This window comes from Thermomonospora cellulosilytica (assembly GCF_014138835.1).
Classification (GTDB): domain Bacteria; phylum Actinomycetota; class Actinomycetes; order Streptosporangiales; family Streptosporangiaceae; genus Thermomonospora; species Thermomonospora amylolytica.
The window spans coordinates 2,161,798-2,188,755 of the sequence record NZ_JACJII010000001.1 but is presented as its reverse complement, the minus strand read 5'-3'; the positions used below and the strand labels follow the sequence as shown (position 1 = coordinate 2,188,755).

Below are 26,958 nucleotides of genomic sequence, written 5' to 3'. Positions count from 1 at the left end.
TTGATTCGGGTGACCCGGTCGTGGGGTGGCCACGACAGACGTTTCGTGCCCGCGCGGGCGGGGCTTCACGCCTGTCGCAGGCCGTCTCAGCCCGTCTCAGGCGCGCCTGGTGGGCTGCCTGCGCAGCTTGATCTCGGCGTTGGCGCCGGTGTCCGGGGACACCACGATCTCCTGGGCGGCGGCCACTCCCCCGGCCAGCAGCTCGGCGTCGACCGGGGCGGTCCGCTTGACCATGGCCAGCGCGATCGGCCCCAGTTCGTAGTGCCGGGCGGCCGAGCCGACGAAGCCGATGACGCGCCCGTTCAGCTCCACCGGGTCACCGTGCGCGGGCAGCCGGTCGACGCTGCCGTCCAGGTGCAGCATCACCAGCCGGCGCGGCGGACGGCCCAGGTTGTGGACGCGGGCGACGGTCTCCTGCCCCCGGTAGCAGCCCTTGTCCAGGTGCACGGCGTCCTCGATCCAGCCGGCCTCGTGCGGGATGGTCCGGTGGTCGGTGTCCAGCCCCAGCCGCGGCCGGTGCGCGGCGATCCGGAACGCCTCGTACGCCCAGATCCCCGCCGGACGGGCCCGTTCCGGCATGCCCGCCAGGGCGGACCGCTCGATGATCCGGCTGGGCCCCGCCACGTCCGGGAACTCCAGCGCCCCCGGAATCTCCGGCCCGCCGGTGACCACGGCGTACTCGTCGCTGAGGTCGGCGACCTCGACCCGCAGCATGAACCGCATCCGGTCGAGGAACTCCACCAGCCCCGGCGCGGTCCCGGGCTCCACGTGCGCCCACACCGCCGCACCGTCGTCGACCAGGTGGAGGTGGTGCTCGACATGCCCGTTCGGGCTCAGCAGCAGCGCCTGCGTCGGCTCGTTCGGCGGCAGCTTCTCCAGATGCTGGCTGAACAGGCTGTGCAGCCACCGCAGCCGGTCGGGCCCGGACACCCGGACCACCCCGCGGTTGCTGCGGTCGACGAACGCCGTCCCGGCCTCCAGAGCCCGTTGCTCCTGCGCGGGCTCCCCGTAGTGCGCGGCGACCTCCTCATCAGGCCGATCGGCGGCGACGGCTCCGGACAGCTCCAGCAACGGACTCTTCATAACCCCAGTATTACGTGCCCCCCGGCCCCTACTCCCCGGTTACCGCGACCCCACCCTCCGAGCACCACGACCCCCACCTCCAGCACACCGCGCCCCCCGCGTTCCGGTCACTGAAGGCCACCGCGAGCGGGCCCGCGTGGTCGTGAGGAGGAGCGGTTCAAGATCGCGAGGAACGAGCGATCTTGAACCGCGACGACGAACGGCCGCGCGTCCAAAGGCCCGCGAGCCGCCGCGCCGGAGGCGCGGCAAAACTACCCGCATTTGCGGCAGCGGCCGTAGACGGTGAGGTGGTGCACGTCGGTCTCGAAGCCGTACTCGCGTCGCAGGAGGCCGACCAGGTCGTCGGCGACCTTGGGGGTGACGTCGTCGACGGCACCGCACTCGCGGCACACCAGGTGGACGTGCTCGGCCTCGGCGGCCAGGTGGTAGGTGGGCGGGCCGTGCCCCAGATGGGTGTGCTTGACCAGGCCCAGTTCCTCCAGCAGCTCCAGGGTGCGGTAGACCGTGGAGATGTTGACGCCGCGCGCCGTGCGCTGCACCTCGGTGCAGATCTCCTCCGGAGTGCCGTGCTCGAGCGAGGTGACCGCCTCGAGTACCAGCTGGCGCTGCGGGGTGACCCGGTAGCCGCGCGCCCGCAGCTCCTCCTGCCACGTGTCGGCCATGCACGCAGTGTATGCCGGGCGGTTCACCGGACGCCTCCCCGCGATCCGGCCCGCACGCGCGGGGAACCGGAGAAATCATTTGCCCGCCGCCCGGACGGTCGCATACCGTGCGAGTACGCGTGAAAGGAGGTGGTCCGGAACATGCATGATTCTGGGACTCGCGAGGTGACTGTCCGCTAGTCGCCGTCCCGCCTCGGCTCCGCCGCCTCGCGCGCGGAGGGAAACCAGTCGTGACGCGGCTGGCGAATACCAGGCATTCACCCGATCCCCGGGCCGATGGACCAGTCCCGTCCATCGTCCGCCGTACGGCGGGCAGGCCCGGGGATCGTTCTTTTCACCCCGCTCCGGCCCCGACCTGCCCCGAGCCGTCCCGCCGGAATGAACGGGCGCGGCGCGGGCACCTGTGAGGCATGATCGCGGGCGGTGGACAGGGACAGCAGGAGCTGAACGGCATAGCGGGATGGGCCGCCGACGTCATCGACGCGCTCGGCGCGGTCGGCGTCGGCCTGCTGATCGCGCTGGAGAACATCTTCCCCCCGCTGCCGAGCGAGGTGGTGCTGCCGCTGGCCGGGTTCACCGCCAGCGAGGGGAAGGTCAACGTGGTCGCGGTGATCGTCGGGGCCACCGCGGGATCGCTGCTGGGCGCGCTGGTGCTGTACGGGCTCGGCGCCTGGCTGGGGCACGAGCGGGCCTGCCGGCTCGCCGACCTGCTCCCGTTCGTGGACACCGCCGAACTGGACCGGGCCACCGCCTGGTTCGCCGACCACGGCGGCAAGACCGTGCTGTTCGGCCGGGTGGTGCCGGTGGTACGCAGCCTGGTGTCGGTCCCCGCCGGGATCGAACGGATGCCGCTGACCCGGTTCTGCCTCTACACCGCGATCGGCAGCGGGGTGTGGAACACGCTGTTCGTACTGCTCGGGTACGTGCTGGGCGAGCGGTGGACGCAGGCGGAGAAGTTCGCCAACTGGGCCACCTACGCGGTGCTCGCGCTGGCCGTGCTGTGGACGGTCAAGTTCGTGGTCGGCCGGATGCGCGCCCGCGCCCGCAGCTCGGCCTGACCCCTACCGGACCCGCTTGAGCTGCGCCGACACGTGCGACTGCAGCGGCTGCCCCATGGCGGCCATGTCGTAGGCCCAGCCCAGGTCCTCGCCGATCAGCCCGTACAGCCGGTGCCCAGCGGTGACCTCCTTGGCGGTGGCGGTGCGGGCGACCACGTCGGTGCGCAGCTCCACCCGGCTGAACGCCACGTTCCCGAGGTAGATCTCCACGATGCCGGTGGGGTGCGCCAGGGTGACCTCAACCTCGTTGTCGGGCAGCGGCCGCCAGTAGCCCGTCTCGGTGGCCAGCGGCCGGGCCAGGCCGCCCTCGTCGTCCAGCAGCCAGGTCCGGCTGGTGTAGATCAGGAACGGCTTGCCGGTGTGGGTGAACGAGATCTCCTGGCCGAACCGGAAGCTCTCGATGGTGGGGTAGCCGCCGACTCCGGCGCCCTCCCACTCGCCGACCAGGAATTCCAGCGGCTTGAGATCGGGGTGCAGCTCGGGCTCCATGACCCGTCAGCGTAGTGCCCGCCGCACGGCGCTCGGGACGCCGCGACGGGCGCTCAGCGCAACCGGAACAACGCCAGCACCAGCAGCAGCATCGTCACCGCGATCACTGCCAGGACCGCCACCAGCGCCCCGGCGTTCACCATGCCCATGGGCCGGAGCGTAACGCGCCCGCCCGCCCGGCGGGACGGGGACGGGCGCGCGCTACTGTGCCCCCATGGCGAGAACATTGGTGATCAAGGCCACGTCCGGGGCGGACGGGATGGAGCGTTGCAACCAGGCGTTCACGGTCGCGGCGGCGGCGGTGGCGGCCGGCGCGAAGGTCTCGCTGTGGCTGACCGGGGAGTCCGCCTGGTACGCGCTGCCGGGCCGGGCCGCGGAGTTCGAGCTGCCGCACGCCACCCCGCTGCAGGACCTGCTGGAGGTGGTGCTGGCCGGGGGCACGGTGACGGTCTGCACGCAGTGCGCCGCCCGCCGCGACATCACCGCCGACGATGTCGTTCCCGGAATACGGATCGCGGGCGCGCCCACGTTCGTTGAAGAGGTGACCGCCGAGGGCGCCCAGGCGCTGGTCTACTGACGACATCCCGGCGCCGTCACGTGGGGGCGAGTGCGGCGACGGGGATCACCACCGGGGCTCGGGTGAGGCCCGTGCGCCCTCCGGCGGCCCGTTACCGGATTGATCCGCTGGAGAAAGGACACAACAGGGCCATGCGGCGTACGGAGGACACGACGTGATCCACATCCCTGGCTGGTTCTGGGCCGCGACGATCGCCTTCATCGTCGCGCTCTTCGTGTTCGACCTCGTCGTGGCGGTGCGCCGTCCGCATGCGGTGCACCTGCGGGAGGCGACGTTCTGGTCGGTGTTCTACGTCGCGATCGCGCTCGCGTTCGGCGGGGTGCTGTGGGCGGTGTCCGGACCCACCGCCGGCGCGGAGTACTTCGCCGGGTGGGTGGTCGAGAAGAGCCTGTCGGTCGACAACCTGTTCGTCTTCGTGATCATCTTCGCCCGGTTCGCGGTGCCGGAGGAGTTCCAGCAGAAGGTGCTGCTGTTCGGGATCGCGGCGGCGCTGGTGCTGCGCTGCATCTTCATCGCGGCCGGCGCGGCGGCGATCGAGCTGTTCTCCTGGACGTTCCTGTTCTTCGGGCTGGTGCTGCTGTGGACGGCGCTGCAGCTGGTCCGGCACCGCAACGACGAGCCGGACGTCGACGACAACGTGCTGGTCCGGCACGCCCGCAAGGTGCTGCCGGTGACCGACGACTTCCACGGCGGGCGGCTGATCACCCATGAGGCCGGCCGCCGGGTGGTGACCCCGCTGCTGCTGGTGTTCCTGGCGATCGGCAGCACCGACCTGATGTTCGCGCTGGACTCCATCCCCGCGGTGTTCGGGGTGACCAGCGAGCCGTTCATCGTCTTCACCGCCAACGCGTTCGCCCTGCTCGGCCTGCGCGCCCTGTTCTTCCTGGTGGAGGGGCTGCTGGAACGGCTGGTTTACCTGTCCATCGGGCTGTCGGCGATCCTGGCGTTCATCGGCGTCAAGCTGCTGCTGCACTTCGCCCACGAGGACGTCTCCTCCGCCGTCCCCGAGATCCCCACCCCGCTGTCCCTGTCGGTCATCCTCGGCATCCTGATCATCACCTCGGTCGCCAGCCTGATCCGCGTCCGCAGCCACCCCGAGGAGAGGGCCCACGCCACCGCCGTCACCATCCGCCGCCGCGACCGCGAACGCACCGAGGCGGCCCACGGCGAGACGTCCTCCAGTCACTGACGCCCCCATGCCGAAGGCCCCGGCACGTCGATGCCGGGGCCTTGCGGTGTGCGGATCCGTCGCGGTCAGCCGGTCACCGGGAGGTCACCGGGGACGGGCTTGGGGGACGGGGCCTGCACGACGGGGACGCTCGGGGACGGCTTCGCGGTGGGCGTGCCCTTCACCGGCGGGGTGCGGTCCGGTCCGGTCGGGGTCGGGGCCGGCGACTTCCCGCCTCCCGGGGCGCAGGTGGCCGAGGCGATGCTGATCGTCTGGGTCTTGCCGGCCACCGGCGGCAGGGTGACCTCGATCGCGGTGACGGTCAGGCCGCCGCCGGGCCTGCGGACCTGCTTGTTCAGCACGACCGAGGCCGTGCCGACCCCGTCGAGCCCGACCGTGAGGCCGGTGTTGGGCGCGGCGGCGGCCCGGAGGCGCTCGCCCCGCAGGACGACCTTGGCCAGGTTCGAGACGCCCCTGCCGTTCACGCACTTGGCGGTGACCGCCTCGGCGGTCAGCCCGAGCCTGGCGATGGCCAGGTCGGCGACACCGGCCCGGGCCTGCCCGGCCCCGGCGGCCGCCGACAGGACCGACGCCCGCACCAGCGGATTGGCCGGGAGCTCGGCCACGCTCTTGCTCACCGGCCGCCGCGCGGACGAGGCCACCGCCGGGGTGGCGGGGATGTTGACCAGGCCGGTGGCGGTGACGGCGTGGGCCGAGCCCTTCCCGCCGGGGGCGGCGTACGCGGGCGTCGCCGCGACGACCAGGGGGGCGGCGACCAGGCCGGCCAGTGCGGCGCCGGTGGTCAGTTTCCTGAACTGCATCTCTTTTCCTCCTGTGTTGTTCTTGGGGGGTTGCTCGGTCACGCCGTCACGTGCACGGGCGTGCCGAGCGGGATCTCCGACAGCCGTTCCAGGGCGTCCGCCGGGACGCGGATGCAGCCGTGGGTGACGGCCTTGCCGAAGACGGATTCGTCCTTCCAGCCGTGGAAGGCGACCGTGCCGGGCCCGCCGCCGAACGTGTCGAGCGTCTCGGAGTGGGCGCCGACCGGCACCACCAGCGGGCTGAAGGTGGGCTTGGTCGGCTTGAGCAGCGCCAGCACGAACGTCCGCCCGACCGGGGTGGGCGTCTTCTCCGCGCCCACCGCCACCGTCCACGCGCCGACCTTGCGGCCGTCCCGCACGATGGTGAGCCGGCGCGCCCCGACCTCCACCTTGACCTGGTACGGAGTGCGGGCGGTGGTCAGCCTGCCGCCGTCCTGCGGGATCCAGCCCGTCGTCTGGTTCGGCTTGCTGGGCAGCATCACCCGGTGCCAGCCCTGCCTGGTCTCCAGAACGGGCACCCAGGTGGGGCCGTCCAGCTGCTTGTCGGGCAGCGCCGCCACCGGCCGGCCGCCCGGCTCGGCCGCCACCGGCAGCGCGGTGGTGGGATGCACCACCGTGCCGTCCACCGGCGCGGCCGGAGCGGGATCCCTGGGCAGCCCGCGCAGCGTGGTGAACGTGGTCGCCTGCGGCAGCCCGGCCAGGTCCACCGCGGCGGCGGGACGGGTCCGCTCCTGCTGTCCGCCGCCGCAGCCGGACACCAGCGCCGCGTACACGACCGCCACGCCGAAGCCGGCCACCAGGCCACGGCTCCGGCGTCCGGCGGCCCGGGACGCCGCCGGCGCACGGCGGATCACTCGTTGAGAACGATGGGTCACGACAACTCCAAGGGAGTGCGACTTCCCGACCAAGGGATGATTACTCTCCGCAAGCTTTCATCTTGCGAGAGTCACATCCTTACCATGAGCAACCCATCGACTACCCAATTAACAGGACTACAGGACGGTAAATCCTGCGAGCCGCCTTTAACCCCACCCCCACCGACCTGCACCGTTACCAATTGCCCCGGATGCCCGCATATCCCCGCCCACTCCTTTTGAGCAGATCACCCCTTTTTCGAGTCACCCCGCACGCCTCACTTTCGGTAGCCGGACCACCACCCGATCCCCGGTGCCGGCACTCCGCGGCACCACCTCCCGCGACCGCCACCGCGACCACGATGACCAAGACGATCACGGCCCCGGGCACGGCCGGCCGATTCGCCGAGGCGATGGACGAAGCCGATGCCTGGGCCCTCGGTGCGCACGTCACGGAAGAGGGCAATGAGCCGGCCGGCGCGCTCTCCCTCGGCCGACGGCGGCACATGGTTTCTGAACAGGGACGCCGACGGGTGACGAGCGCCGCCCCGCCCGCCGTGCCGCCAGTGCCCAGGTCGAACACCGCTCAGCCTCCGCCCCTAACAGCACCGCCGCCGTTCCGGCGCTGCCGATCCCGAACAAGCCGAAGGCCCCGGCACTGACGTACCGGGGCCTTGCAGCCGAAGGTTCTGAAGACCACCGCGAGCGGGCCCGCGTGGTCGTGAGGAGGAGCGTTTCAAGATCGCGAGGAACGAGCGATCTTGAAACGCGACGACGAACGGCCGCGCGCCAAAAGGCCCGTGAGCCGCGTGAGCGAAGCGAGCGCAATCAAACCGCGCGAGCGAAGCGAGCGCTAAGAAAGCACAGCGTTCAGGCGTTCCTCGCGGAGGCGGTCGGACCAGGACTCGGGGAGCGGGGGGAGGTCGTCGCGCTTGAGGGCCCAGCGGAGCAGGAGGTCGGCCAGGCCGGGGTTGCGGACCAGGGCGGGGCCGTGCATGTAGGTGCCGATGACGTGGTCGGCGTAGGCGCCCTCGAAGCCGTCGCCGTTGCCGACGCCGTGCGCGACCTTGGCCAGCGGCTTGACGCCGGGGCCGAGGTGGGTGACGCCCTGGTGGTTCTCGAAGCCGGTGATCCGGGGGACGGCCAGGGCGGGGTCCACGTCGCCGACGATCTCGCCGACGGCGCGCTTCTCGCCGCGGCCGGAGCGGATGTCCAGCAGGCCGAGGCCCTGGACGGGCTGGCCCTCCTCGCCGCCGAACTCGGTGCCCAGCAACTGGTAGCCGGCGCACACCGCGAAGATCACGGCGCCGAAGTCGCGGGCCCGGTGCAGGCCGCCGTCGTTGCGCAGCCGGCGGGCGGCCAGGATCTGCGGCCGGTCCTCGCCACCGCCGAGCAGGTAGATGTCGCCGTCCACCGGCACGTTCTCGTCGGAGCGGACGTGCACGGTGCGGGTGCTGATGCCGCGCAGCATCGCCCGGCGCTCCAGGACGATGCAGTTGCCCTGGTCTCCGTAGGTGCTCAGCAGGTCGGGGTAGACCCAGACGATCTTGATGCTGTCAGACGACACGGCCGTACCTCGTTCGGATGTGCTGGAAGGCGGTGTAGTTGGCGATCACGTCCAGATGGCCCGGCGGCACCGCCATCACCGCCTGGTCGATGTCGTCCACCAGGGTGAAGTCCACGTCGGCGGCCTCCAGCCGGGCGGCCAGGTCCAGCCGGCGCTCGCCGGTCGCCCACACCGGGCGGCCGCGCAGGATGCGGTAGTCCACGTCCCACAGCCAGGAGGTGTCGCGGCCGTCCGGCCCCTGCGCGTTGATCGACAGCGCCACCGGGCCGGGCGCGGGCTGCAGCACGTCGAACGCCTCCAGCCAGCCCGCCGGGTTCTTCGACAGCAGCAGCCGGATGGTGCGGCCCTCGTGCTCGACCGTGGTGTACCGGCCGGCCACCGACTTGACCTGGGCCAGCAGCGGCAGCGCCGTCTCCGGTTCCACCCCGAACTGGGAGACCACCGCCAGCGCGATCACGGCGTTGGAACGGTTGGCCCGCCCCGGCAGCTGCAGCCCGGTCAGCTCGTAGGTGCGCCCGCCCGGCGCGGTGACCCGTTCGCCGTGCAGGATCCAGTCGGGCTTGGGCCGGGAGAACGAGCACTCGCGGCAGCCCCAGTCGACGCCCTCGCGGTCCAGCGGCCCGCCGCACTCGGGGCAGGACCAGGAGTCCTCCCGCCAGTGCTGCCCGGCCGCCACCCAGGTGACGCTCTTGGCGGTGGACGCCCCCCAGGTGACCAGCGGGTCGTCGCAGTTGGCGATCACGTGGCTGTGCGGCGCGGCCTCCAGCGCCTTGCGCCACTTGCCGGCCAGCAGCCAGATCTCCGCGGCCCGGTCCATCTGGTCGCGGCTGAGGTTCATCAGCGCCACGACGTTCGCGCCGGTCTCCCTGAGCACCAGCGGCACGTACTTCTCGTCGCACTCCAGCACGCCGTACTTGGCGTCCGGCGCGGCGGCCAGCGCCGACACGTGCCCGGTCGGCATGTTGGCGCCGAACGCGTTGGTGGCGATCTGGCCGAGCGGGGTCATCGCCGAGGTGATCAGCCGCGTGGTGGTGGTCTTGCCGTTGGTGGCGCTGACCAGGACGAGCTTGCGATCCCGGGCCAGCCGGGTCAGCAGCTCGGGGTCGAGTTTGAGCCCGATCCGGCCACCGATCACCGAACCGTCGCCGCGACCGGCCAGCCGGGACATCTTCGCGGCGGTACGGCCCAGCGCTACGGCCATCTGCGCGCGCAGCGGAAGATCGCTCATGGACTCCTGCTCTTCCGGTGAGGCCTGGAAAGACAGACGCGACCAGCCGACGCGGACGTCGGAGCTGACAAGGCGTCACCAGGAGCCTAGCGCGAGCTTATGGCGCTCGCTCCGCTCGCGGGTGGCCCTGGGTGACGGGAGGTGCAGGGCCGGGCGGATCTTGAGCGTGGGGGGCGGAAGGGCCTTGACCAGCCCGTCCAGCGGGACCTGGCCGATGACGCGGGGGCCGCAAGGGCGGTGGGGGCTTGGGTGGGCGGGTCGGGGTGCGGGCGCGGTGGGGGTTGTTCTCGTGGGTTCGGGGCGTGGAGGGGTGGACGGGACAGAACGTTCATGCTGGTCAAAGACACATATATGGAGTGGGGGGGAGCAAGCGGCCCGGACGTGGGATCCTGGTGCGGCCCGTGTCCGGGGTCGGGGCCGTCCGTGCCGAACCGGCCCACGAGAGGGCGTCAAACCAGTACTTTGACGGAAAACTCCGACAAGGCGAGGTCCGAGTAGCGATGCAGTGCCCACGGTGCGGCGAGAACACGCCCGGGACGCTGAGCGGATGCGCGCGCTGCGGCGCGCCGGTCGACCGGCGGACGGATCCGCAGGCCGCGCAGCCCGGCGGGACGGGGTCGGCGGCGCCTTCGCTCGACGTCACGATGCTGGACCCGCAGCAGCCGGCGCCGCAGGCCCCGGCGACGCCGGAGGCCGGGTTGCCGCCGCTGGACGCGCCGCCGCCGGCGCCCTGGGCGGCGAACATGACGATGGTGGACCCGCTGGGCGGGCTGCCGGGCGTTCCGGACGGCGGCCGGGACGCGGCGGGACAGGCCCCGGCCCCGACCGAGTCCGCGCAGGAGGAGGAGCCGGGCGAGGACACCCAGGCCTGGACGATGCCGCCGGACGACGAGGACGAGGACGACGCGCCGCAGGCCGGTCTTCCCGCTCTGCCCGCACCGCCGCCGCCCGCACCGGCATGGGCCGCCGGACCGGCGGGCCAGGCGGGCGGGGAGGCGCTCGTTCCGGACTCGTGGTTCGCCGAGCCGCGCCCGCCCGCGCCGGAGGGCGCCGTGGAGCAGCCCGGCGGGCTCCCGGACGCGGGGATGCCGCAGCCGTGGGCGCAGAGCCCCGCACCGGCCGCCCTCCCCGCGCCGGTGGGGATGCCCGGCGGGTACGACGCGCCGGGGGCGGACCAGGGCTGGAGCCCGCAGGGAGTGGAGCAGGGCTGGCAGACGGCGCCCGGCATGCAGCCCGGCGGTGATCCCTACCAGGACCCCTACCAGCAGCCGGCCGCCGGGTACGGGAACGCGACGGCCGTGTACGAGGGCGGCTATCCCCCGCCGGGCGAGTACCCCGCCGTGCAGGGCGGCGGCGGGCGTTCCAACAAGCCGCTGGCCATCGGGGTCGCGGTGCTGGTGATGGTCGCCCTGGTGGCGGTCGGGCTGGTGCTGTGGCCGGACGGCGGCGGCACCGCCGCGGCGACGGGACCGTCCGCGTCGGCCACCCCGCGCAGCGCCTCGGAGCCCAAGCCCACCAAGGCCCGGCCGAGCGCGGCCACGGTGGCGCAGGCCAGGCAGGTGCACGCGCTGCTGAACGCCAGCGCCGACACCCGCAACGCCCTCGGCCGGGCGCTGAGCGCCGCCGCCAGGTGCAAGACCCTGCCCGCCGCGATCCAGGGCTTCCAGCAGGTCGCGGTGCGCCGCAACAACCAGATCCAGCGGACCAGGGCGCTGAAGGTCGACCAGCTCAAGGAGGGCGAGAAGCTGCGGGCCTCGCTGCTGCGGTCGTTCCAGCTCTCCCTGGAGGTCGACCAGGCGTTCCTGGCGTGGGCGCAGAAGGCGCGCAGCGGCTGCAAGGGCAGGCCGAAGCGGGACGCCGACTACCGGCGCGGCAACACCCTGTCGGCGCAGGCCACGGTCGCCAAGAAGCGGTTCACCCTGCTGTGGAACCCGATCGCCCGCGACGTGGGGCTGCCCACCCGCACCGACCGGCAGTTCTGACCGGACGGGCGCGAACGCGTTCATCCGGCACAATTCTCCTCGCCCGGATCGTGGCAGCCTGGAATCATTCGGAGGAACGGCAGGCTTCCGCGGTTGGGGTGGCGTTCTGATGCAGTGTCCGGTGTGCGGCAGCGACACCGCCTCGGCATCGCCCCGTTGCATCCGCTGCAACGCCCCGCTCGGCGACGCCACCGCCCGGGACGACGCGACGGTGCGGGACGGCGCCGGCCCGGTCCCGCCGCCGGAGGGCGACGACCGCACCACCAGGCTGTCGCCCGAGCCCTGGGACACCCCGCACACCGAGGACGAGCAGACGACCCGGCTGTCCCCGGAGCCCTGGGAGCAGCCGGGCGACCCGTGGGGGCCGCCGCAGATCTGGCAGCCCCCGCCGCCGCGCCGCCGGCGCCGGGCGACGCCGTGGGTGGCGATCGCGGTGGGCGGCTGGATCCTGGCGGTCGCGGCGCTGGCCATCGTGTTCTGGCCGGGCGACGAGGAGCCCGCCCCCGAGCCGACCGCGGGCGTCGCCCAGAACACGACGGCCGTTCCCACCCCCGGACCCACCACCGCCGAGACCACCGGATCGGCGCAGCAGCAGGCCGCCCAGATCGACGCGGTGCTCGGCGACATGACCGCGACCCGCGGCGAACTGGGCGGGATCGTCGCGGCGGGCTGCGACCGCGACGCGTTGCAGCGGATCCGCGACAGCCGCCAGGAGCAGCTCGACCGCGCCGAGGCGCTGGAGGTCGACGCCCTGCCCGACGGCGAGGCCCTCAAGAACGCCCTGACCAGCGCCCTGCGGATCTCGCTGGAGTCCAACGACCTGTACCTGAGCCACGCCCCCGGCTGCCCCAGCGAGTCCGCCGCCGAGGACGTCAACAGCCGCGCCACCCGGGCCAAGACCGAGCTGGTCGGCTACTGGAATCGGATCGCCGCCCAGTACGGCCTGTCCCCCCGCGACCCGTCCACCATCTGAGGCCCCCGGCCGCGAGTGAGTTCTTGGGGATTCTGTCGGAGGGTGGCGTTATGGTCGCGGTGTGCAGTTGCGGTACAACTTCCGTCTCTACCCGACCCCCGGTCAGCGCGCGGCGCTGGCCAGGGCGTTCGGGTGTGCGCGGGTGGTGTACAACGACGGGCTGCGCTTGAGGGCCGAGGCCCATGAGCGGGGATTGCCGTACATCCCGGACGGCGAATTGTCCCGGCGGGTCATCACGGAGGCGAAGAAGACCCCGCAGCGCGCGTGGCTGGGTGAGGTGTCGGCGGTGGTGCTGCAGCAGGCGCTGGCCGACCTGAACACCGCCTACCGCAACTTCTTCGCCTCGCTCACCGGCAGGCGCACGGGGCCGAAGATCGCCGAGCCCCGCTTTAAGTCCCGCAAGGACGCCCGGCAGTCGATCCGGTTCACCCGCAACGCCCGGTTCACGGTCACGGCGGGTGGGCGGTTGCGGCTGCCGAAGATCGGGGATGTGCCGGTGCGCTGGTCGCGGTCCCTGCCGTCGGAGCCGTCCAGCGTGACGGTGGTCAAGGACGCGGCCGGGCGGTACTTCGCCTCGTTCGTGGTCGAGGTCGACACTGAGCCGTTGCCGAAGGCGGCCGGTGAGGTGGGCATCGATCTGGGGTTGACGCATTTCGCGGTGCTGTCGGACGGACGGAAGATCACCAATCCGCGGTGGCTGCGCCGGGCCGAGCGGCGGCTGCGCAAGGCCCAGCGGGCCCTGTGCCGCACGGCGAAGGGATCGGCCAACCGCGCCAAGGCCCAGGTGAGGGTCGCCCGGGCGCACGCCCGGGTGGCCGACGCGCGCCGGGACTGGGCGCACAAGCTCTCCACACAGATCATTCGCGACAACCAAGCGGTGTACGTGGAGAACCTGTGCGTGAAGGGCCTGGCGCGGACCCGGCTGGCCAAGAGCGTGCACGACGCCGGCTGGGCGCAGTTCACCGCGATGCTGGCCTACAAGGCGGCCCGGCACGGGCGCACTTTCGCCAAGGTGGACCGCTGGTTCCCCAGCTCGAAACTGTGCTCATCGTGCGGGGCACTTGCCGACTCCATGCCGCTGAACATCCGAACGTGGGCCTGCTCATGCGGCACCGTCCACGACCGCGATGTCAACGCGGCGATCAACATCCTGGCCGCCGGGCGGGCGGACAGGCTAAACGCCTGCGGAGGGGCCGTAAGACCCGTCGCCTGACGGCGATGGGCAGGACCCGGTGAAACAGGAAGCCACCAGAGGTGCCGCACCCACGGCACGGACTGAACCCGGCCCTCATGCCGGGGAGCGCGTCAATGGAACCCGATCGCCGCCCAGTACGGCCTGTCCCTCGCGATCCACCACAGGGTGGTGCGTGCCCGGTCGCCGACCGGTTCGGGCGCGACCTCGGCGGAGCCCGGACCAGTTTCCGGAGCGTCTGATACACCATGCGCCGGTAACCGAAAGGCGCCGTGATCATCGCGGCCAGCACCAGCAGACCGGCCAGCACCGCCGTTCCGTCGCCGTCCGGCTCCGGGAACTCGCACCGTCCAGGCCGCCGTAATAGTCCCCGGAACCACCGGTGGACCCGCCGGTGCACGCTGCCAGCAGGAACGGGAACACCACCAGGCCCACCATGAAGGCGATCAGGACTGGCCGCGCCGCCACCGGCCCGTCGGCGCGGGCCATCGCCCCGTTCACCGCCAAGACCAGGCTCACCACCAGGAAGACCGCCAACACCACGAGGGTCGCCTGGAAGTTCAGCAGCAGGTACAGCAGGACCCTCGCTGTGAGGACGGCGTCGCGCACCAGCCGCATCCACCACGCCCGCAGGGCGTGCTCGACCACCGGCACCAGGTCGAATCCGAAGGAGGGCAACACACCGCGGTGGTCCTCCGCCACGAATTCCCTGGTCAGTTTCCGGGCGAACGTCTCGTCGAGACAGGCCGCCGCGCACAGACACCGGGTCGGATGCTGTAGCACGTCACCGTCCGACGACGTCACGGGCATGTGCGAGAAGTAGGGCTCGGACGTCGCCACCCCACGCACCCTGCCGCCCGGAAGGTCAGTAGATTTCCCATCCTTCATCGGCAGCCGGCGCAGCCGGATTTCACCCCTTGGCCGGATCCGGCAGGGGTCAGTCCTCCTTGAGGAACGGAATGGCGGACTCGGAATCCTCGAACGGGGCGATGAAGCGCTCCGGCCAGGTCAGCACCGGCTCCAGCCAGGAGGCCACGCGCATGGCCCTGGCGACCTCCACCAGGGCCTCCTCGGTGTCCAGCCCGATCGCGACCGCGGCCAGGTCCTCGAAGAACCCGGCGTGGTCGTCGTCGCCGCCGAGGGCCGCCAGCGCGATCGGCCGGTTGGCGGGGACCTCCATGGACAGCGGGTGGCGGCGCAGCGCCCGCAGCCGGTGTCCCACCCGGGCGTCCGGGGCCTGCCGCAGGCCCGGGAGCGGGTAGTCCAGCGGCGGGGCCGGGGCGTGCTTGTCGGGCCTGCCCTCGTACGGGAAGATCCGGTCCATCTCGTGCAGCCAGCGGACCTGGCCGATCACCCAGTCCGGGCCGGGACGGCGGCCGGCCTCGGCGTGGGCGCCGTCCAGCAGGCGCCGTGCCGCGTCCGCCGCCTCGGCGGTCAGGGCGTCGGGCGCGTACGCCCGCCGCAGCGCCCAGGCCCGGCGGGACACGCAGCGTTCCACCACGGTCGCCAGCATGCACTCGCGCAGCCGGGGGGCCAGCCGGGACCAGGCGCGGCCCAGCTCGGGCGGCACCGCCGGCACCGGCCGGTTGACCACGTGGGCGAGCACCAGGGTGTCGGCCCACACCCGCAGCCAGGCCCAGTCGGCGTCCCCGGCCAGCAGGTCGGCCTCCCGCAGCTCGTACAGGGTGCAGGCGCGCCCGGACCGGCACTCGCAGCCGCAGGCGGCCGAGCGGCGGCCGTGGATCGGCGGCGGCGGGCTGGAGCGCACCCTCTCCTGCTCCTCGCCATGGGGGATGCGGACCCGCAGCGGCCGGTCCATCCCGTCGGCGAACACCGCCGCCACCCCGGGCTGCAGCGACACCACCTCGCGGGACTGCTCCTCGTCGAGGTTCATCGCCGCGCCGACCTGGTGGCGGTCGTCGAACGCGGGGAGCCGGTGCACGACCTTGAGGGCGGTGTTCTTGATGACGTCGGGGACGAGCTTGGTGGGGATCTGCTCGGCCACGATGATCCCGGTGCCGTAGGCGCGGATCTCCGCCAGCATCCCGGCGAACAGCTCCACCGCGTGCGAGCTGGTGCGCTCCGGGCCGCGGTTGCGCAGCAGCCGGTGCGCCTCCTCGATCACGATGACGTGCCGCAGCCCGCTCGGCCCGCCGGAGCCGGCCGAGCGCGCCCGCATCCGCAGGTGCTCCACGATCCGGATGATCAGCGTCCCCATCAGGAACGCCTTGTCCTCGTCGTTGGCGACGTCCTCGATGGCCAGCACGATGTTCTCGCGCAGCATCCCGCCGATGTCGGCCGGATGCCCGCCCTCGAAGAACCGGCCCGCCGAGCCGATCCGCAGCGACCGCAGCCGCACGTCCACGAACCCCTTGACGTCGGCCATCAGCTCCGGGCCGTACCCGACCTCGCCGATCACCTGCAGCGCCGCCTTCTGCAGCTGCTCCAGCGTCGGCACGGCGGGGTCCACCCGCGAGCCCGGCACGCCCGCCCCGGTCACCACGTCCCAGCCGTTGGCCTCGTACACCCGCTGCAGCGCCTGCGACATGATCTGCGGGAACGGCTCCTCGGCGTCGAACGCGGCCTGGAACAGCGCCCGCACCATGTCGATGTGCGCCTGCACCGGATAGCCGGGCTCGGGGGCCAGCGGGTTCACCGACAGCGGCACCGAACGGGGGTCGGCCGGGTTGATCACGGTGACGTGGGCGCCGAGGTCCTCGATCCGCCCGGCCATCGCGGCGTACTCGGACTTGGCGGGCTCGATCGCCAGCCACGGCACGCCCGCCCGGGTGAGCCGCTCCAGCAGGTGCCGCACGGTCTGCGACTTGCCGGCGCCGGTCGCGCCGGTCACGAACACGTGCCGGTTGACGGTGGAGCGCGGCACCGTGAACGTCCCGACCCGCCGGTCCTGGCCGTCCAGGATGGCGCCCAGCTCGATCGGCGGGCCGTCCGGGTCGGCGGCGGTCTCGGAGGTGACGTCGAAGTAGCCGGGCTCCAGCACCCGCAGCCCCGGCACCTCCCGTCTGGGCAGTCCCGCCAGCGCCGCCAGGGTGCCGGCCGTGGCGGTGAACGGGTAGCGCAGCTCGGCGTCCGAGACGTTCCGGTGGTGCGACGCCGGGGGCGGGGTGGTCGGCCGCAGCATGTCGTGGAACGCCCCGGACCCGTACCAGGCCCGCAGCCGGTACGGGTGGTGGATCAGCTCCATCGACCCGACCAGCACCGGCGCGATCCGGGCCAGCTCCTCCTGCGAGGCCGCCCCCGCCAGCACCCGCACGTGCCACAGCCCGGCCTGGTGGAACGCGTCCAGCTCGGCCAGCCGCTGGTCGGCGCGTTCCACCGCCAGCCGGGCCTGCTCGTCCTCGCCGCGGCGCAGGATCCGCAGCTCGTGGTGCAGCTCCCGCATCTCCTGGTCGATCAGCCGTTCGTCGGCGGGCTCGGCCACCATGACCCACCCGAACGGCCGGTCCATCAACGTCACCAGCGTCGACTCGAACAGGGTCGGCCCCTGCCGGTCCGCGCCGCGGTGCACCGGCGGCGCGGACCGTCCCGGGCACCGCGTCCACACCATCCGCTCGGCCTGCCGCAGCCACTCGTCCCCGACCCGGACGCCCCGCGCCCCGTTGGGGAACAGCAGTCCCTCATGCCCCTCGCTGACCGGCCCCGCGTTGGTGATCAGCTCCAGCGGCGCCCCGTTCCCCCGTGACAGCCACCCCACGACGAACGCCCGCCCCTGTTGCCTGGCCGACAGCACCGCCGGGAGCACCGTCACGAAGTCCCACTCCGCCGATGCCGCCCGCTCCGCCGCGGGCACCGCCGTGATCCGATACCAGGGCCCGGTCAGCGCACCGCCGACGGGCGTCACAGGGGGGAAGTCGTTCACCCGCACATCCCTATCAATCCCGCCTTCTCCCCCGCCACAGGACCGGGCCCTCTGCCCCTGGGCGCACACACTGTGGCGAAGGCCACGCATCCCCGTGAACCCGCCGAACGGGGCGAACACCCGGCATCCCGCCGTCACCGAGCTGACCTTCTTGACCGTCATCTGGTTCCAGGGCCGAGCGACCAGGTCGTCCACCCGGACGCCGTGGCACGGATGTACGACATGCCATGGGACGACCTGGCCCGCGACCTGACGTTCGACGACATGTGACCCGGCCGGGCCGCCCTGCGGGGGGCGGCCCCGGCGCGTCCTCAGGTCACAGGCCGTGGCGGCGGTCGCCGAGGGTGCGGTCGGCCGCGTCGCGTTCGTTCCGGGCGTCGAACGGGCTGCGGCGGCGCTCCTCGACGGCGCGGCGGGTCTGCTCGGTCACCAGATCGAAGTTGATCATGGTGGCGGCCCGCACTCCCGCGGCGGCGGCGCCGATGACCTGCTCGTTCAGGGTGGTGACGTTGCCGGCGACCCAGACGCCCGGGACCTCGGTGGCGCCGTTCGGGTCGGCGGGGATGCGGGTGCCGATGACGTGGCCGTTCATCTCCATGTCGGCGGGGCTCAGGCCGAGGTCCTCCAGCACGCCGGACCTCGCGGTGAGGCGGGTGGCGACGGCCAGGGCCCGGCAGGGGATGGTCTTGCCGGTCGCCAGCCGTACGCCGGTGAGGCGGTCGCCGGTCACCTCCAGGCCGGTGACCTCGCCGTCGACGACGGCGATGCCGCGGGCGGCGAACTGCTCGTACTGCTCGTCGGTGAAGTCGGGGGCGGTGTGCCGGAACAGGGTGACGTCCTCGGTCCACTGCCGCCACAGCAGGGCCTGGTGAACGGCGAGCGGGCCGGTGGCCAGGACGCCGATCGGCTGGTCGCGCACCTCCCAGCCGTGGCAGTAGGGGCAGTGCAGGACGTCCTTGCCCCAGCGGTCGGCCAGACCCTCGACCGGGGGCAGCTCGTCGACCAGCCCGGTGGTCACCAGGAGCCTTTGTGCCGTAACGACGGTCCCGTCATCGACGGTGAGGCGGAAGCCGCCCTGCTCGAGCCGTTCGGCGCGGATGACCGTGCCCTCCCTGATCTCGCCGCCGTACCCGGTCACCTCGTCCCGACCGATCGCCAGGAGCCGTGCCGGCGGGGTGCCCTCGCGTCCCAGGTACGTGTGGACGCCGCCGGCGGGGGCGTTCCGGGGGTCGCCCGCGTCGATCACCAGCACCCGGCGGCGCGCCCGCGCCAGCGTCAGCGCCCCGCTCAGCCCCGCGGCCCCGCCGCCGATCACCACGACCTCGTAGTCCATGTCCGTGTCCCTTCGTCCGGTCGTCGGGGACGAGGGTCGGCCGGGGCGGCACGATTTGACAAATCCATTTGCCGGATCGGCAAATAGAGGGATGGACGACCTGGACGACGTGCTCACCTCGGTGGGTCCCCGGCTGCGGGCCCTGCGCCGCGACCGGGGCATCACCCTGGCCGACCTGAGCGAGACCACCGGCATCTCCGTCAGCACCCTGTCCCGCCTGGAGTCGGGCGGCCGCAGACCCACCCTGGAACTCCTCCTCCCCCTGGCCAGGGCCTACGGCGTTCCCCTGGACGAACTGGTGGGCGCACCCCCGATCGGCGACCCCCGCGTCCACCTGCGCCCGTTCACCCGGCACGGCTGGACCTACATTCCCCTCGCCCGCAACCTGGGGGGCCTGCGCGCCTACAAGCTGATCATCCCGCCCGCCAAGGACCCGGTCGTGCGCCCCGAACTCAAGACCCATGAGGGCTACGACTGGATGTACGTCCTGTCCGGCCGCCTCCGCCTCCTGCTGGGCGACCACGACCTCATCCTGGGCTCGGGCGAGGCCGCCGAGTTCGACACCCACGTCCCCCACGCCTTCACCAACCCCGGTCCCCACCCGGTGGAGGTCCTCAGCATCTTCGGCCCCCAGGGCGAACGCATGCACGTCCGCGCCCGCCCCGCCCGGTCCACCGAAGACCGCTGAGAGCCTGTTCCAGGCGATGACCGCCGATCACACCTCGTCACCAAAGTGCGACCGTCCTCGCCCATGGACCGCACCTGGCAGGAAAACTGCGGAGATCGACAGTCCTTACTCTCCGGTCAGGCGCTCGGAAGGGCACCCTGTCAATATCTCGATGCCATACGAGGCATCACAGGACCAGAGGAGATCCATGCGCCGCATTGTCATGGCACTGGTAACGGCAGGGATCATCATCGGCGGATCCGCCAGTCTCACCGCCTCTTCGGCGGCGGCCGACGAGACCGGCAGCGTCCGGATCACGAACCGCGCCATGTGACACTCCCTCGGACCGCCACAACGCCCGCCCCACCGCCCGGGGCGGACGTCCCCCTACCCAAAGGACTCGCCACACCACTACCGGACATGCCGCCGAGACATGCCCCCACTCGAACCGTGAGACGGAATCGACCGCGCCACCCGCTCCATGACGGCCTTAGAGCGTGTCCTACGTGGTGAGCTTGATGAGTCGCTTGTAGCAGGTGAGGGCGGCGGCCAAGCCGAGGAAGGCCAGGTAGTTGCGGGGATGGCGTTCGTAGCGGAGGGTCAGGCGGCGGTAACCGAGCAGCCAGGCGATCGTCCGCTCGACGACCCAGCGGTGCCGTCCCAAGCGGTCATCGGGTTCGATGCCCTTGCGGGCGATGCGGGGTTTGATCCGCTGTCTTGCCAGCCATCGCCGCAGGTCAGTCTGGTCATAAGCCTTGTCGGCATGGAGCTTGCCGATTCGTCGGCTCGGCCCTTTCTCCGATGCCTGTCTCATATGGCCGGCGACCATCGGCCTCAGGCCGTGGCCGTCGTGGACGTCGCCGGCCGAGAGGCCGACCATGAGGGGCAGCCCCCGCCGGTCGGACAGAACGTGCAGCTTGGAACCCGGCTTACCTCGGTCCACGGGGCTCGGACCTGTGTGTTCGCCCCCTTTTTGGCCCGTACGTGGGCCGAGTCCAGCACCGTGCGAGACAGATCGAGCAGATCCCGGTCGGCGAGCCGGTCCAGCAGCGCCTGGTGCAGCCGACCCCATACCCCGGCCCGCGACCAGATCAGGAATCTGCGGTGCACGGTGGACTTCGATGCCGGAAAGCATGGCGGTAGATGCCGCCATGCACATCCGCTGACCAGGACATACACGATCGCTGCGAACACCGCTTCATCATCGATGTTCGCCGTCCCGCCACCCTGCGGACGCTTGTTCGGCCGCGGCAGCAAGGGCCGTACGACCTCCCACAGCCCGGCGGGGACGATCCAGCTCCACTGTTCATCTGGCACGCCAAGATCAACGAGCGGTCACCACGTAGGACACGCTCTTATTCAGGGCGGGCGTTGCAGGAGCCGCCCGGCGTTCTGCCTGGTCCGCTGGCCGACTCCGAGAGAGGTGACGGCCACGCGCAACGCGTCTCGGTAGGCGGGCCGAGGTCGTCGAGCTGAATCCATTCCAGTGCGGAGGCCGCCCACTCGTTCCAGCCGGGCAAAAGCCCCGAGGTGACGATCTCCCGTACCGGAACGTCCGCAAAGGAAATCGGGAGCGTCAGCTCGCGCACACGCTCCATGAGCCGTTCCCGGAATACGGGTTTGGAGTTCCCCAGAAGGTGGCCCATACCGGATGCTCAAACTCGTCCGCCAGGCACAAACCTTGCCCCGTCCGGCCGACCACCCATCGGCCGGCCTCGTCCAGGCCCATCCACAGATGTGTGTGCGTCACTTCTATCAGAGGCAGCCATCTCACAGGCACGCCGTCCAGGAAGACTTCACGCCAGACGTCGGCCGGCAGCGATCGAAGCACCGAGCCGAGAGTCCATCAGCGGAGCCTTCTCCTGTGACGGAATAACTCAATCCGATTCCACCTCTGCTCGCCGGGCGGCCGTCAGTGAAGGTGGGAGATGGCCTGATGGAGTTCTCGGGGAGGGTGGTCGGCCAGTCCGCAGAGGCGATCGACCAGCCCCCAGGACGGCGCACGGCGCTCCGTCAGGGTTTTCTCGGCGGAAGTCGAGGCGTTCGGGGGTGGGCCGAGGTTGGGGGCGGCTGGTTGGCGGGGGTGTCGAGGGGGCGGAGTCCCCAGATTGCTCTGCCAGGTCTTGATCAGGCCGGCCTGCGCCTCCTGCTCCTTGTACTGCTGCAACCAGTTCGGATCGTGCCCGATACGGGCGCAGTGCGGCAGGATCGAGAACAGCCGACCGGTGTTCCAGGCCCGGTCCAGGGCTTCGCACTCGGCCTCCCCCAGCTGGTATTCGCCAGTCTCGAAGCGTGAGACCGAGCTTTTGGACCGCCGGATGATCCTGCCCACCGCCTCGCCGGAGCCACCCGGATACTCGTACTGGCCGGCCCGGACGCGCTCCCGGCGTCATCTAGGTGGGCGTCTGGGACGACGCTCTCGGCATCCCGCGCCAACACAAGCCGGGCTTCTGGGCCGAACGAGGGCGCGGCCTGCTCATGATCTAAGGAGGTCGTAGGTTCATCCACTTTGACATCAACGTCTTCGCAGGCCACAGAGTCGTCGCAGTCCGAAAACCCGTGTTCTCCTTAGATCAACGATCGAGCTGCCGACCATCAGCAACCATGCACGAGCTCGTTAGTCACTGCGCAGTTCGAAGTAGACCTTAATCTGTATGAAATTTTCGGCAGGATGCAGTACTCTGCCATCGATAATACTGACCGCCAGATCACCGTCACGGTATGCACGGTAAAATTGATGGTCCGGGCGCTGGTCTCGCACAGACTCCCAGGGAGATTTCTCAAACCTGTCAACGACACGCTCCAGTCCCGCTGAAGGGTCGATCAATACCGATGCGTACCCATCCCCTCCAGAATCACACTCGGACACGCCACCGAACTCGACGACGGGGAGGCCCTGCACCTCAGGGAGGACGGCCTGCCTGGCCATCTCGACCTCCTCGACCTCCTCTTCGCGCACACAGGCCAACACGTAGGTCTGCACGATGTACTTGGCGACCATCCCCACCGGCAGAGCGATGATCAGCGCCACCAAGAACGCGATCACCAAATGCTTCCGGCCCATACCGCAACTCTCTCAGTAGCTTGTAGGCGAGATGCTCATCTCAGTTGGCCACGCCGGTAGAGCATCAGACCCACGTCTCGCAGGTGCAGGTACATCGGTACGCTCCGACCCGGACCGGGATAGGTCAACCCTGGAGCCAGATTACCGCTTTTCAGGGCCAACTCTCCCCTGTGATGCAACGCATAGCGTCGCGCAACGATATTGTTAGACAAGTCCGTACGCGAATCGATTCGATCATTCCTGCTAGGGCTCAGATCGACACCCAATTCATGAACGTCACCGACGAGCTTTGCTGCAGCAGCCCCCAATTCAACAGTGATCGCGGCCTGCCAGATGAAATGGCGGACCGCGTTCCTCACATTCCCCTTGTCCTTAGCCGGAACGACACCCGTCAGGTTCATACGCCCTGCCAGCTCTGATGCCGCGATCGATATTTCGGCAATCTTGTAGCACTCTCTCACTCCAAGAGTGGCACAGACACCAGCTTCCATGAGATGGCGAACGAACTCGGACTTCCTCAACGGCAGCCGCTCCATGGCCTCAAAAGTAATCCGGGCTCCGAGTTCACGCAGATTCGTCGGGAGTCCCCTTCTGCCAGTTGGCACAGCCAGTTGCACTTCGGCCGCTTCGCTACAGGCTTTGGCGCGCTCTCACGGCCGAGCCCAGTGGACGCGACGATTCTCCCTGACTTGTCTCGGACATCATAACCACCTATAAAGCACTGCGGACGCCGATCGTTCAGGTCGGCTGTGGCGGTGTGCCGTTCGCATCGGCGGACGGCAGCGCGGCCTCCTCGGTGGACTGCTGGCGGAGGTACTCCTCGTACTCGAGGGAGTGGGCGGTGGGGAGGGTGATGATGCCGGGGTTGGCGTCGACCAGGAGGATGCGGCGGCCGTCGGGGGCGGCGTGGGTGAAGATCATCGCCGTGGGGGGCAGCTCCTGGAGTTCGTGCGGTTCGACCAGGAGTTCGCGGGAGGTCTGGCGGCGCTCGGTGACGGGGATGGTGCTGGGCCAGGCGGTGACCTGGGAGATGCCGGCGACCAGGGCGGAGTCGTCGGTGGCGGGGGCGGGCAGCGGAGCCCAGACCGGGTCGGTGAGGGCGTCGCCGCGCACGCGGGCGTAGGCGATGGTGCTGGCGTAGCCGGACTCGGTGGGGTCGGGCGGGGCGGCGGCGCCGGCGGCGTCGGTGAGCTCGGCGACCAGGAGGCGGCGGCCGGTGCCGATGTGCTCGGCGGCCACGCGGGCGTCCTCGGCGTTCCCCAGGCGCATGAAGCCGACGGCGGCGTGGCCGCGGCGGCCGAGGCGTTCGCGGACGTGCGGGGGGATCGAGCGGTAGAGCAGGACCAGGCCGGTGCCGGTGGCCTCGCAGGCGTCGATCAGGCGGTCCAGCACGTCGCCGCGCAGCTTCTCGGCCCCGCACAGGAACATGGTGTGCTCCCAGCGGCGCACCGGCGGGGAGTTGCGGATCCGGTGGGTGAGGGCGGTGGCGACGTACGTGCCCAGGATCCGGTTGGTGAGCACCCCGGCACGGCGGTCCATCGACACCACGTGCAGCCGGGACGGCGGCAGCCGGACCGGGTCGGCGCCCAGGCCCTCCAGCTTGCGGAGCTGGGCCTCCAGCGCCCAGGCCCGGCGGATCACGATCCGGTCGGTGGCGTCCCGGCCGTACATGGTGGTGACGCGGTTCAGCTGCTCGTCGGTGAGCAGGCCCTGCCGCAGGTCGTCGCGCGGGTCGCCGACCTGGGCCAGGGCGCGCAGCGCGGCGGTGATCTGCGGGATGGTGGCGCGCCCGCCGAACACCCCGGAGACGATCCGCTCCAGGATCGCGTTGTCGAACGACAGGTCGCGGGTGGCGCCCTCGTCCTCGCCCGCGCCGACCACCAGGGACAGCACGTCGGCGAGCGCGTCGGCGGGCAGCCCGCTGGTCAGGTCCAGCCTGGGCAGGTCCTCGGGCAGCACCCACACCAGCGGGTCGTCGCCGCGGTCGGCGGCCAGCCGGACCAGGTCGTGCGCGACGGCGCCCTCCGACAGGTCCAGCACGGTCAGCCTGGCCCCGGCCGCCAGCCGGCCCGCGCCCATCGTGGTGACCGCGGCGGCCCAGCCCGCCAGGGTGCCGCCCACGATGTCCACCCGGTCCACCCCGGGCGGGACCGCGACCGGGTACCACTCGCGCTGGCTCTCGTACGCCCGGCGGCGGCGCTCCCACTCCAGGTACTCGGCGCGGTGCCGCTCCTGGGCCTCGCGCATCCGCCGTTCCCGCTCGCGCCGCTCGCGTTCGCTGCGCTCCTGCTCGGCCCGCATCTGGTCGCGCACGGCCCGCCGGCGCTGCCAGATCGGGTAGCCGGTGATCAGGCCGATGATCCCGCAGGCCAGCATCGCCGCCGCGGCGAACCGCCAGGGCATCAGCCCGGCCGTCGCCAGCAGCAGGCACACCCCCGCGCCCGCGACCGCTCCCGCGGCGGTGACCCGGACCGGCCGTTCCAGCAGGTGGTCGCGGTCGGAGGGGTACACCGGACGCGGCTGCGGCGGGACCGGCTCGGGCGGCTGCGGGCGGCGCGGCGGCGGCCCCGGATCGGGGTGCACCTGCGCATAGCGCCAGCCCACATGAACGCGGTCGGGGCGCACCAGACGCGTCGGCGCCGGCCCGCTCGTCACGTCCGTCACGTCAGCGCCCCAGGGGGTCGATCCGGGTGTTGCTTCGGCGGGGTGGCATGGGCACTCGCTGGTCGGGGTCCGTACCCGTACAGACTAAGGACCATTGGACGAATCCGCGCCCTCTTCAACAGAACACGGAACCCGATCCACAACAAACATCGACATTCCGGTCACCCGCCACGCCCGGGACGAGACCGGGCATCCCCGGGGTCCGCAGGCGCCTCACGCCTCAGCAGCGAGATGTGACCGCCCTTGTACGCCCACGCGCCGAGCACCCGGTACGGGCCGGTGTCCTCGAGCACCCTCGTCCAGCGCCGCAAAGGCGGCATCCCCTTGGGGGGACAGATCACCCAAACCCTGTGATGACGCATCAGCCTCTGGCGGACCCGCGACGGCTGGACCATCTCCTCCCCCACGATGTTGCCGACCCTGACCGGCCCACGACGCAACGTCAGGTCCGGCAGCCCCCAGTAGGCCGCCGGGTACGCGGCGGCCTCCCAGCGCATGTTCGGATGGAGGAACACCAGCCCGTCGCCCGGCCGCGCATGCGCCGCCAGCACCGCTGCCGCCGCCCGCGCGTCGGACGGCCGGCTGTCCTGCCGCCGGATCTCCACATGCGGACCGATGGACAGCATCACGAGCGCGGCCACCGCGATCGCCGCCACGGCACGTCGAGCGACCAGCCGGACCAGCCCGGCTCCCATCAGCAGCGCCACCGCCGGCAGGCAGTACAGCACGTACCGCGGCGAGAAGACGGGCTCCGCCAAGGACACCAGCAAGAGGATCACCGGAGCGGCCAGGAGCCACGGAACCGCAAGCGGAACCAGTGGCAGGGCCCGAGGCCCCGCCGGCGCCGCCCACAGGCCCGCCCCCGCGAGCACCAGCACCACGACGACGAGCGGTCCCGAGCCGGCCAGCCACACCCCCAGATCACCCAGGGTTTCGGCATTCGGTCTGGGCAGCCAGGCGACCTGCCACTGCTGCCGCCGCGTGGCCAGCGCCCAGGGGACGACGGCCACCGCGGACACCGCCACCGCGATCGCCCAACGCGTCAGCAGGCGGCCGGTCCGTCCCCGCCACCACAGCAGCGTCGCGCCGTGCGCCGCGATCAGCAGCACCCCGAACAGGTTCAACAGGGCCAGCAGCACCAGAGCCGACGCATAACCCGCGAGCCACCTGCGATCGCCCGAGTCGACGGCTCGCACGAGCAGGTACGTGGCGAGCACGGCGACCGCGGTCACCATGGCGTACGACCGTGCCTCCTGTGCATACCGGACCGCCGTCGGATGCCCCGCGTACAGCAGACCCGCCGTCATCCCGGTCGGAGCGGAGGCCAGGCGGCGCCCGATGACGGCGACCCCCGCCGCCGCGGCGGCGGTGGCGAGCACCGACGGCAGCCGCATGGCGAACTCGCCGTCGCCGAAGAGCAGCAGCCATGCCCGCATCATCAGGTAGTACGGGCCGTGCACCAGGTCGATGTGCCCCATCATCCGCAGAATGTCGGGGAGCGCACGGCGGGCCGCGCTCAGGGTGGCCGCCTCGTCCAGCCAGAACGACGGCCCGGAAATGCCCGCCATGCCCAACGCCAACGCCGTCAGTGCCGGTGCCGCCGGCACGGCGGCGCTCCATCGGCCGTGTCCGGGGGCCGACGGCCGGGACGGCCGAAGGCCGCACAGACCGACACCGATCACGATGACACCTCCCG

Annotated in this window: 24 protein-coding genes; 8 read left to right on the top strand and 16 right to left on the bottom strand. The window is 71.6% G+C overall.

Annotated elements, in window-relative coordinates:
- Positions 1 to 96: 96 nt before the first annotated feature.
- Positions 97 to 1,083, bottom strand: a complete 987-nt coding sequence (gene ygfZ / locus HNR21_RS10465) for a CAF17-like 4Fe-4S cluster assembly/insertion protein YgfZ (RefSeq protein WP_119726984.1) — start codon at positions 1,081 to 1,083, stop codon at positions 97 to 99.
- 251 nt (positions 1,084 to 1,334) lie between these two features.
- The gene (locus HNR21_RS10460; protein ID WP_119726983.1) at positions 1,335 to 1,745 is read right to left on the bottom strand and encodes a Fur family transcriptional regulator; all 411 of its coding nucleotides are present in this window, start codon (positions 1,743 to 1,745) and stop codon (positions 1,335 to 1,337) included.
- Between the two features lie 410 nt (positions 1,746 to 2,155).
- Here HNR21_RS10460 and HNR21_RS10455 point away from each other — a divergent pair, with 410 nt between their 5' ends.
- Positions 2,156 to 2,803, top strand: coding sequence for a DedA family protein (locus HNR21_RS10455; RefSeq protein ID WP_182705042.1), 648 nt, complete (start codon positions 2,156 to 2,158; stop codon positions 2,801 to 2,803).
- A gap of 3 nt (positions 2,804 to 2,806) precedes the next feature.
- Here HNR21_RS10455 and HNR21_RS10450 read toward each other — a convergent pair whose 3' ends face one another.
- Positions 2,807 to 3,292 (bottom strand): heme-binding beta-barrel domain-containing protein, encoded by a 486-nt coding sequence (locus tag HNR21_RS10450; RefSeq protein ID WP_182705041.1) that lies wholly within the window; start codon positions 3,290 to 3,292, stop codon positions 2,807 to 2,809.
- A gap of 214 nt (positions 3,293 to 3,506) precedes the next feature.
- Here HNR21_RS10450 and HNR21_RS10445 point away from each other — a divergent pair, with 214 nt between their 5' ends.
- Together HNR21_RS10445 and HNR21_RS10440 are read left to right on the top strand one after the other, a co-directional pair.
- Complete coding sequence (locus HNR21_RS10445) at positions 3,507 to 3,869, top strand: DsrE family protein (RefSeq protein ID WP_119726980.1); 363 nt, start codon at positions 3,507 to 3,509, stop codon at positions 3,867 to 3,869.
- Between the two features lie 154 nt (positions 3,870 to 4,023).
- Positions 4,024 to 5,058, top strand: coding sequence for a TerC family protein (locus HNR21_RS10440; RefSeq protein WP_182705040.1), 1,035 nt, complete (start codon positions 4,024 to 4,026; stop codon positions 5,056 to 5,058).
- A 65-nt stretch (positions 5,059 to 5,123) separates the two neighbouring features.
- On the opposite strand, the gene HNR21_RS10435 is transcribed toward HNR21_RS10440, so the two are convergent.
- From HNR21_RS10435 to HNR21_RS10420, 4 genes are all read right to left on the bottom strand, one after another.
- Positions 5,124 to 5,858, bottom strand: a complete 735-nt coding sequence (locus HNR21_RS10435) for an APAP(6x)LPVTG-CTERM sorting domain-containing protein (protein ID WP_182705039.1) — start codon at positions 5,856 to 5,858, stop codon at positions 5,124 to 5,126.
- 38 nt (positions 5,859 to 5,896) lie between these two features.
- Complete coding sequence (locus HNR21_RS10430) at positions 5,897 to 6,733, bottom strand: protein-sorting L,D-transpeptidase LdtCP (RefSeq protein WP_312880970.1); 837 nt, start codon at positions 6,731 to 6,733, stop codon at positions 5,897 to 5,899.
- A gap of 832 nt (positions 6,734 to 7,565) precedes the next feature.
- On the bottom strand, positions 7,566 to 8,279 hold the full coding sequence (locus HNR21_RS10425; RefSeq protein WP_182705038.1) for a type 1 glutamine amidotransferase: 714 nt from the start codon (positions 8,277 to 8,279) through the stop codon (positions 7,566 to 7,568).
- Complete coding sequence (locus tag HNR21_RS10420) at positions 8,269 to 9,507, bottom strand: Mur ligase family protein (RefSeq protein ID WP_182705037.1); 1,239 nt, start codon at positions 9,505 to 9,507, stop codon at positions 8,269 to 8,271. The genes HNR21_RS10425 and HNR21_RS10420 overlap by 11 nt, the downstream gene beginning before the upstream one ends.
- A 500-nt stretch (positions 9,508 to 10,007) precedes the next feature.
- Here HNR21_RS10420 and HNR21_RS10415 point away from each other — a divergent pair, with 500 nt between their 5' ends.
- The 3 genes from HNR21_RS10415 (at position 10,008) to HNR21_RS10405 (ending at position 13,675) form a co-directional block, all read left to right on the top strand.
- Positions 10,008 to 11,489: a hypothetical protein gene (locus tag HNR21_RS10415; RefSeq protein WP_182705036.1), complete on the top strand. Its 1,482-nt coding sequence runs from the start codon at positions 10,008 to 10,010 to the stop codon at positions 11,487 to 11,489.
- A gap of 109 nt (positions 11,490 to 11,598) precedes the next feature.
- Positions 11,599 to 12,462 (top strand): hypothetical protein, encoded by an 864-nt coding sequence (locus HNR21_RS10410; RefSeq protein WP_182705035.1) that lies wholly within the window; start codon positions 11,599 to 11,601, stop codon positions 12,460 to 12,462.
- Positions 12,463 to 12,523: 61 nt separating this feature from the next.
- On the top strand, positions 12,524 to 13,675 hold the full coding sequence (locus tag HNR21_RS10405) for an RNA-guided endonuclease InsQ/TnpB family protein (RefSeq protein ID WP_182705034.1): 1,152 nt from the start codon (positions 12,524 to 12,526) through the stop codon (positions 13,673 to 13,675).
- A 255-nt stretch (positions 13,676 to 13,930) separates the two neighbouring features.
- Here HNR21_RS10405 and HNR21_RS10400 read toward each other — a convergent pair whose 3' ends face one another.
- The 3 genes from HNR21_RS10400 to HNR21_RS10390 form a co-directional block, all read right to left on the bottom strand.
- Entirely contained in the window at positions 13,931 to 14,335 is a 405-nt protein-coding gene (locus HNR21_RS10400) for a hypothetical protein (RefSeq protein WP_182705033.1), read from the bottom strand.
- 256 nt (positions 14,336 to 14,591) lie between these two features.
- On the bottom strand, positions 14,592 to 17,534 hold the full coding sequence (locus tag HNR21_RS10395; RefSeq protein WP_312880969.1) for an ATP-binding protein: 2,943 nt from the start codon (positions 17,532 to 17,534) through the stop codon (positions 14,592 to 14,594).
- A gap of 316 nt (positions 17,535 to 17,850) precedes the next feature.
- Positions 17,851 to 18,867: an NAD(P)/FAD-dependent oxidoreductase gene (locus tag HNR21_RS10390; protein ID WP_182705032.1), complete on the bottom strand. Its 1,017-nt coding sequence runs from the start codon at positions 18,865 to 18,867 to the stop codon at positions 17,851 to 17,853.
- Positions 18,868 to 18,958: 91 nt separating this feature from the next.
- Here HNR21_RS10390 and HNR21_RS10385 point away from each other — a divergent pair, with 91 nt between their 5' ends.
- Both HNR21_RS10385 and HNR21_RS35945 read left to right on the top strand, forming a co-directional pair.
- Positions 18,959 to 19,555, top strand: a complete 597-nt coding sequence (locus HNR21_RS10385) for a helix-turn-helix domain-containing protein (protein ID WP_220500116.1) — start codon at positions 18,959 to 18,961, stop codon at positions 19,553 to 19,555.
- A 187-nt stretch (positions 19,556 to 19,742) separates the two neighbouring features.
- Positions 19,743 to 19,868 (top strand): hypothetical protein, encoded by a 126-nt coding sequence (locus tag HNR21_RS35945; protein ID WP_281402038.1) that lies wholly within the window; start codon positions 19,743 to 19,745, stop codon positions 19,866 to 19,868.
- A gap of 168 nt (positions 19,869 to 20,036) precedes the next feature.
- Here the strand turns inward: HNR21_RS35945 and HNR21_RS10380 are convergent.
- The 6 genes from HNR21_RS10380 to HNR21_RS10355 form a co-directional block, all read right to left on the bottom strand.
- Positions 20,037 to 20,851 (bottom strand): IS5 family transposase gene (locus HNR21_RS10380; RefSeq protein WP_182705030.1). Its coding sequence is split into 2 segments (ribosomal slippage): positions 20,037 to 20,509 and positions 20,509 to 20,851, totalling 816 coding nucleotides; the frame shifts between segments, so codons are not numbered across the junction.
- Positions 20,852 to 21,446: 595 nt separating this feature from the next.
- On the bottom strand, positions 21,447 to 21,866 hold the full coding sequence (locus tag HNR21_RS10375; RefSeq protein ID WP_182705029.1) for a hypothetical protein: 420 nt from the start codon (positions 21,864 to 21,866) through the stop codon (positions 21,447 to 21,449).
- A gap of 285 nt (positions 21,867 to 22,151) precedes the next feature.
- Positions 22,152 to 22,598: a hypothetical protein gene (locus HNR21_RS10370; protein ID WP_182705028.1), complete on the bottom strand. Its 447-nt coding sequence runs from the start codon at positions 22,596 to 22,598 to the stop codon at positions 22,152 to 22,154.
- 35 nt (positions 22,599 to 22,633) lie between these two features.
- The gene (locus HNR21_RS10365) at positions 22,634 to 23,134 is read right to left on the bottom strand and encodes a DUF6973 domain-containing protein (RefSeq protein ID WP_182705027.1); all 501 of its coding nucleotides are present in this window, start codon (positions 23,132 to 23,134) and stop codon (positions 22,634 to 22,636) included.
- A gap of 202 nt (positions 23,135 to 23,336) precedes the next feature.
- On the bottom strand, positions 23,337 to 25,262 hold the full coding sequence (locus HNR21_RS10360) for a hypothetical protein (RefSeq protein WP_312880968.1): 1,926 nt from the start codon (positions 25,260 to 25,262) through the stop codon (positions 23,337 to 23,339).
- 161 nt (positions 25,263 to 25,423) lie between these two features.
- Positions 25,424 to 26,830, bottom strand: a complete 1,407-nt coding sequence (locus tag HNR21_RS10355) for a glycosyltransferase family 39 protein (RefSeq protein ID WP_220500115.1) — start codon at positions 26,828 to 26,830, stop codon at positions 25,424 to 25,426.
- Positions 26,831 to 26,958 lie beyond the last annotated feature (128 nt).

Coding starts and splice junctions, on each gene's coding strand:
- ygfZ (WP_119726984.1), bottom strand. CDS start 1,083: ATGAAGAGTCCGTTGCTGGAGCTGTCCGGAGCCGTCGCCGCCGATCGG.
- HNR21_RS10460 (WP_119726983.1), bottom strand. CDS start 1,745: ATGGCCGACACGTGGCAGGAGGAGCTGCGGGCGCGCGGCTACCGGGTC.
- HNR21_RS10455 (WP_182705042.1), top strand. CDS start 2,156: ATGATCGCGGGCGGTGGACAGGGACAGCAGGAGCTGAACGGCATAGCG.
- HNR21_RS10450 (WP_182705041.1), bottom strand. CDS start 3,292: ATGGAGCCCGAGCTGCACCCCGATCTCAAGCCGCTGGAATTCCTGGTC.
- HNR21_RS10445 (WP_119726980.1), top strand. CDS start 3,507: ATGGCGAGAACATTGGTGATCAAGGCCACGTCCGGGGCGGACGGGATG.
- HNR21_RS10435 (WP_182705039.1), bottom strand. CDS start 5,858: ATGCAGTTCAGGAAACTGACCACCGGCGCCGCACTGGCCGGCCTGGTC.
- HNR21_RS10420 (WP_182705037.1), bottom strand. CDS start 9,507: ATGAGCGATCTTCCGCTGCGCGCGCAGATGGCCGTAGCGCTGGGCCGT.
- HNR21_RS10415 (WP_182705036.1), top strand. CDS start 10,008: ATGCAGTGCCCACGGTGCGGCGAGAACACGCCCGGGACGCTGAGCGGA.
- HNR21_RS10410 (WP_182705035.1), top strand. CDS start 11,599: ATGCAGTGTCCGGTGTGCGGCAGCGACACCGCCTCGGCATCGCCCCGT.
- HNR21_RS10390 (WP_182705032.1), bottom strand. CDS start 18,867: ATGGACTACGAGGTCGTGGTGATCGGCGGCGGGGCCGCGGGGCTGAGC.
- HNR21_RS10385 (WP_220500116.1), top strand. CDS start 18,959: ATGGACGACCTGGACGACGTGCTCACCTCGGTGGGTCCCCGGCTGCGG.
- HNR21_RS35945 (WP_281402038.1), top strand. CDS start 19,743: ATGCGCCGCATTGTCATGGCACTGGTAACGGCAGGGATCATCATCGGC.
- HNR21_RS10370 (WP_182705028.1), bottom strand. CDS start 22,598: ATGGGCCGGAAGCATTTGGTGATCGCGTTCTTGGTGGCGCTGATCATC.
- HNR21_RS10365 (WP_182705027.1), bottom strand. CDS start 23,134: ATGGAGCGGCTGCCGTTGAGGAAGTCCGAGTTCGTTCGCCATCTCATG.
- HNR21_RS10355 (WP_220500115.1), bottom strand. CDS start 26,830: ATGGCGGGCATTTCCGGGCCGTCGTTCTGGCTGGACGAGGCGGCCACC.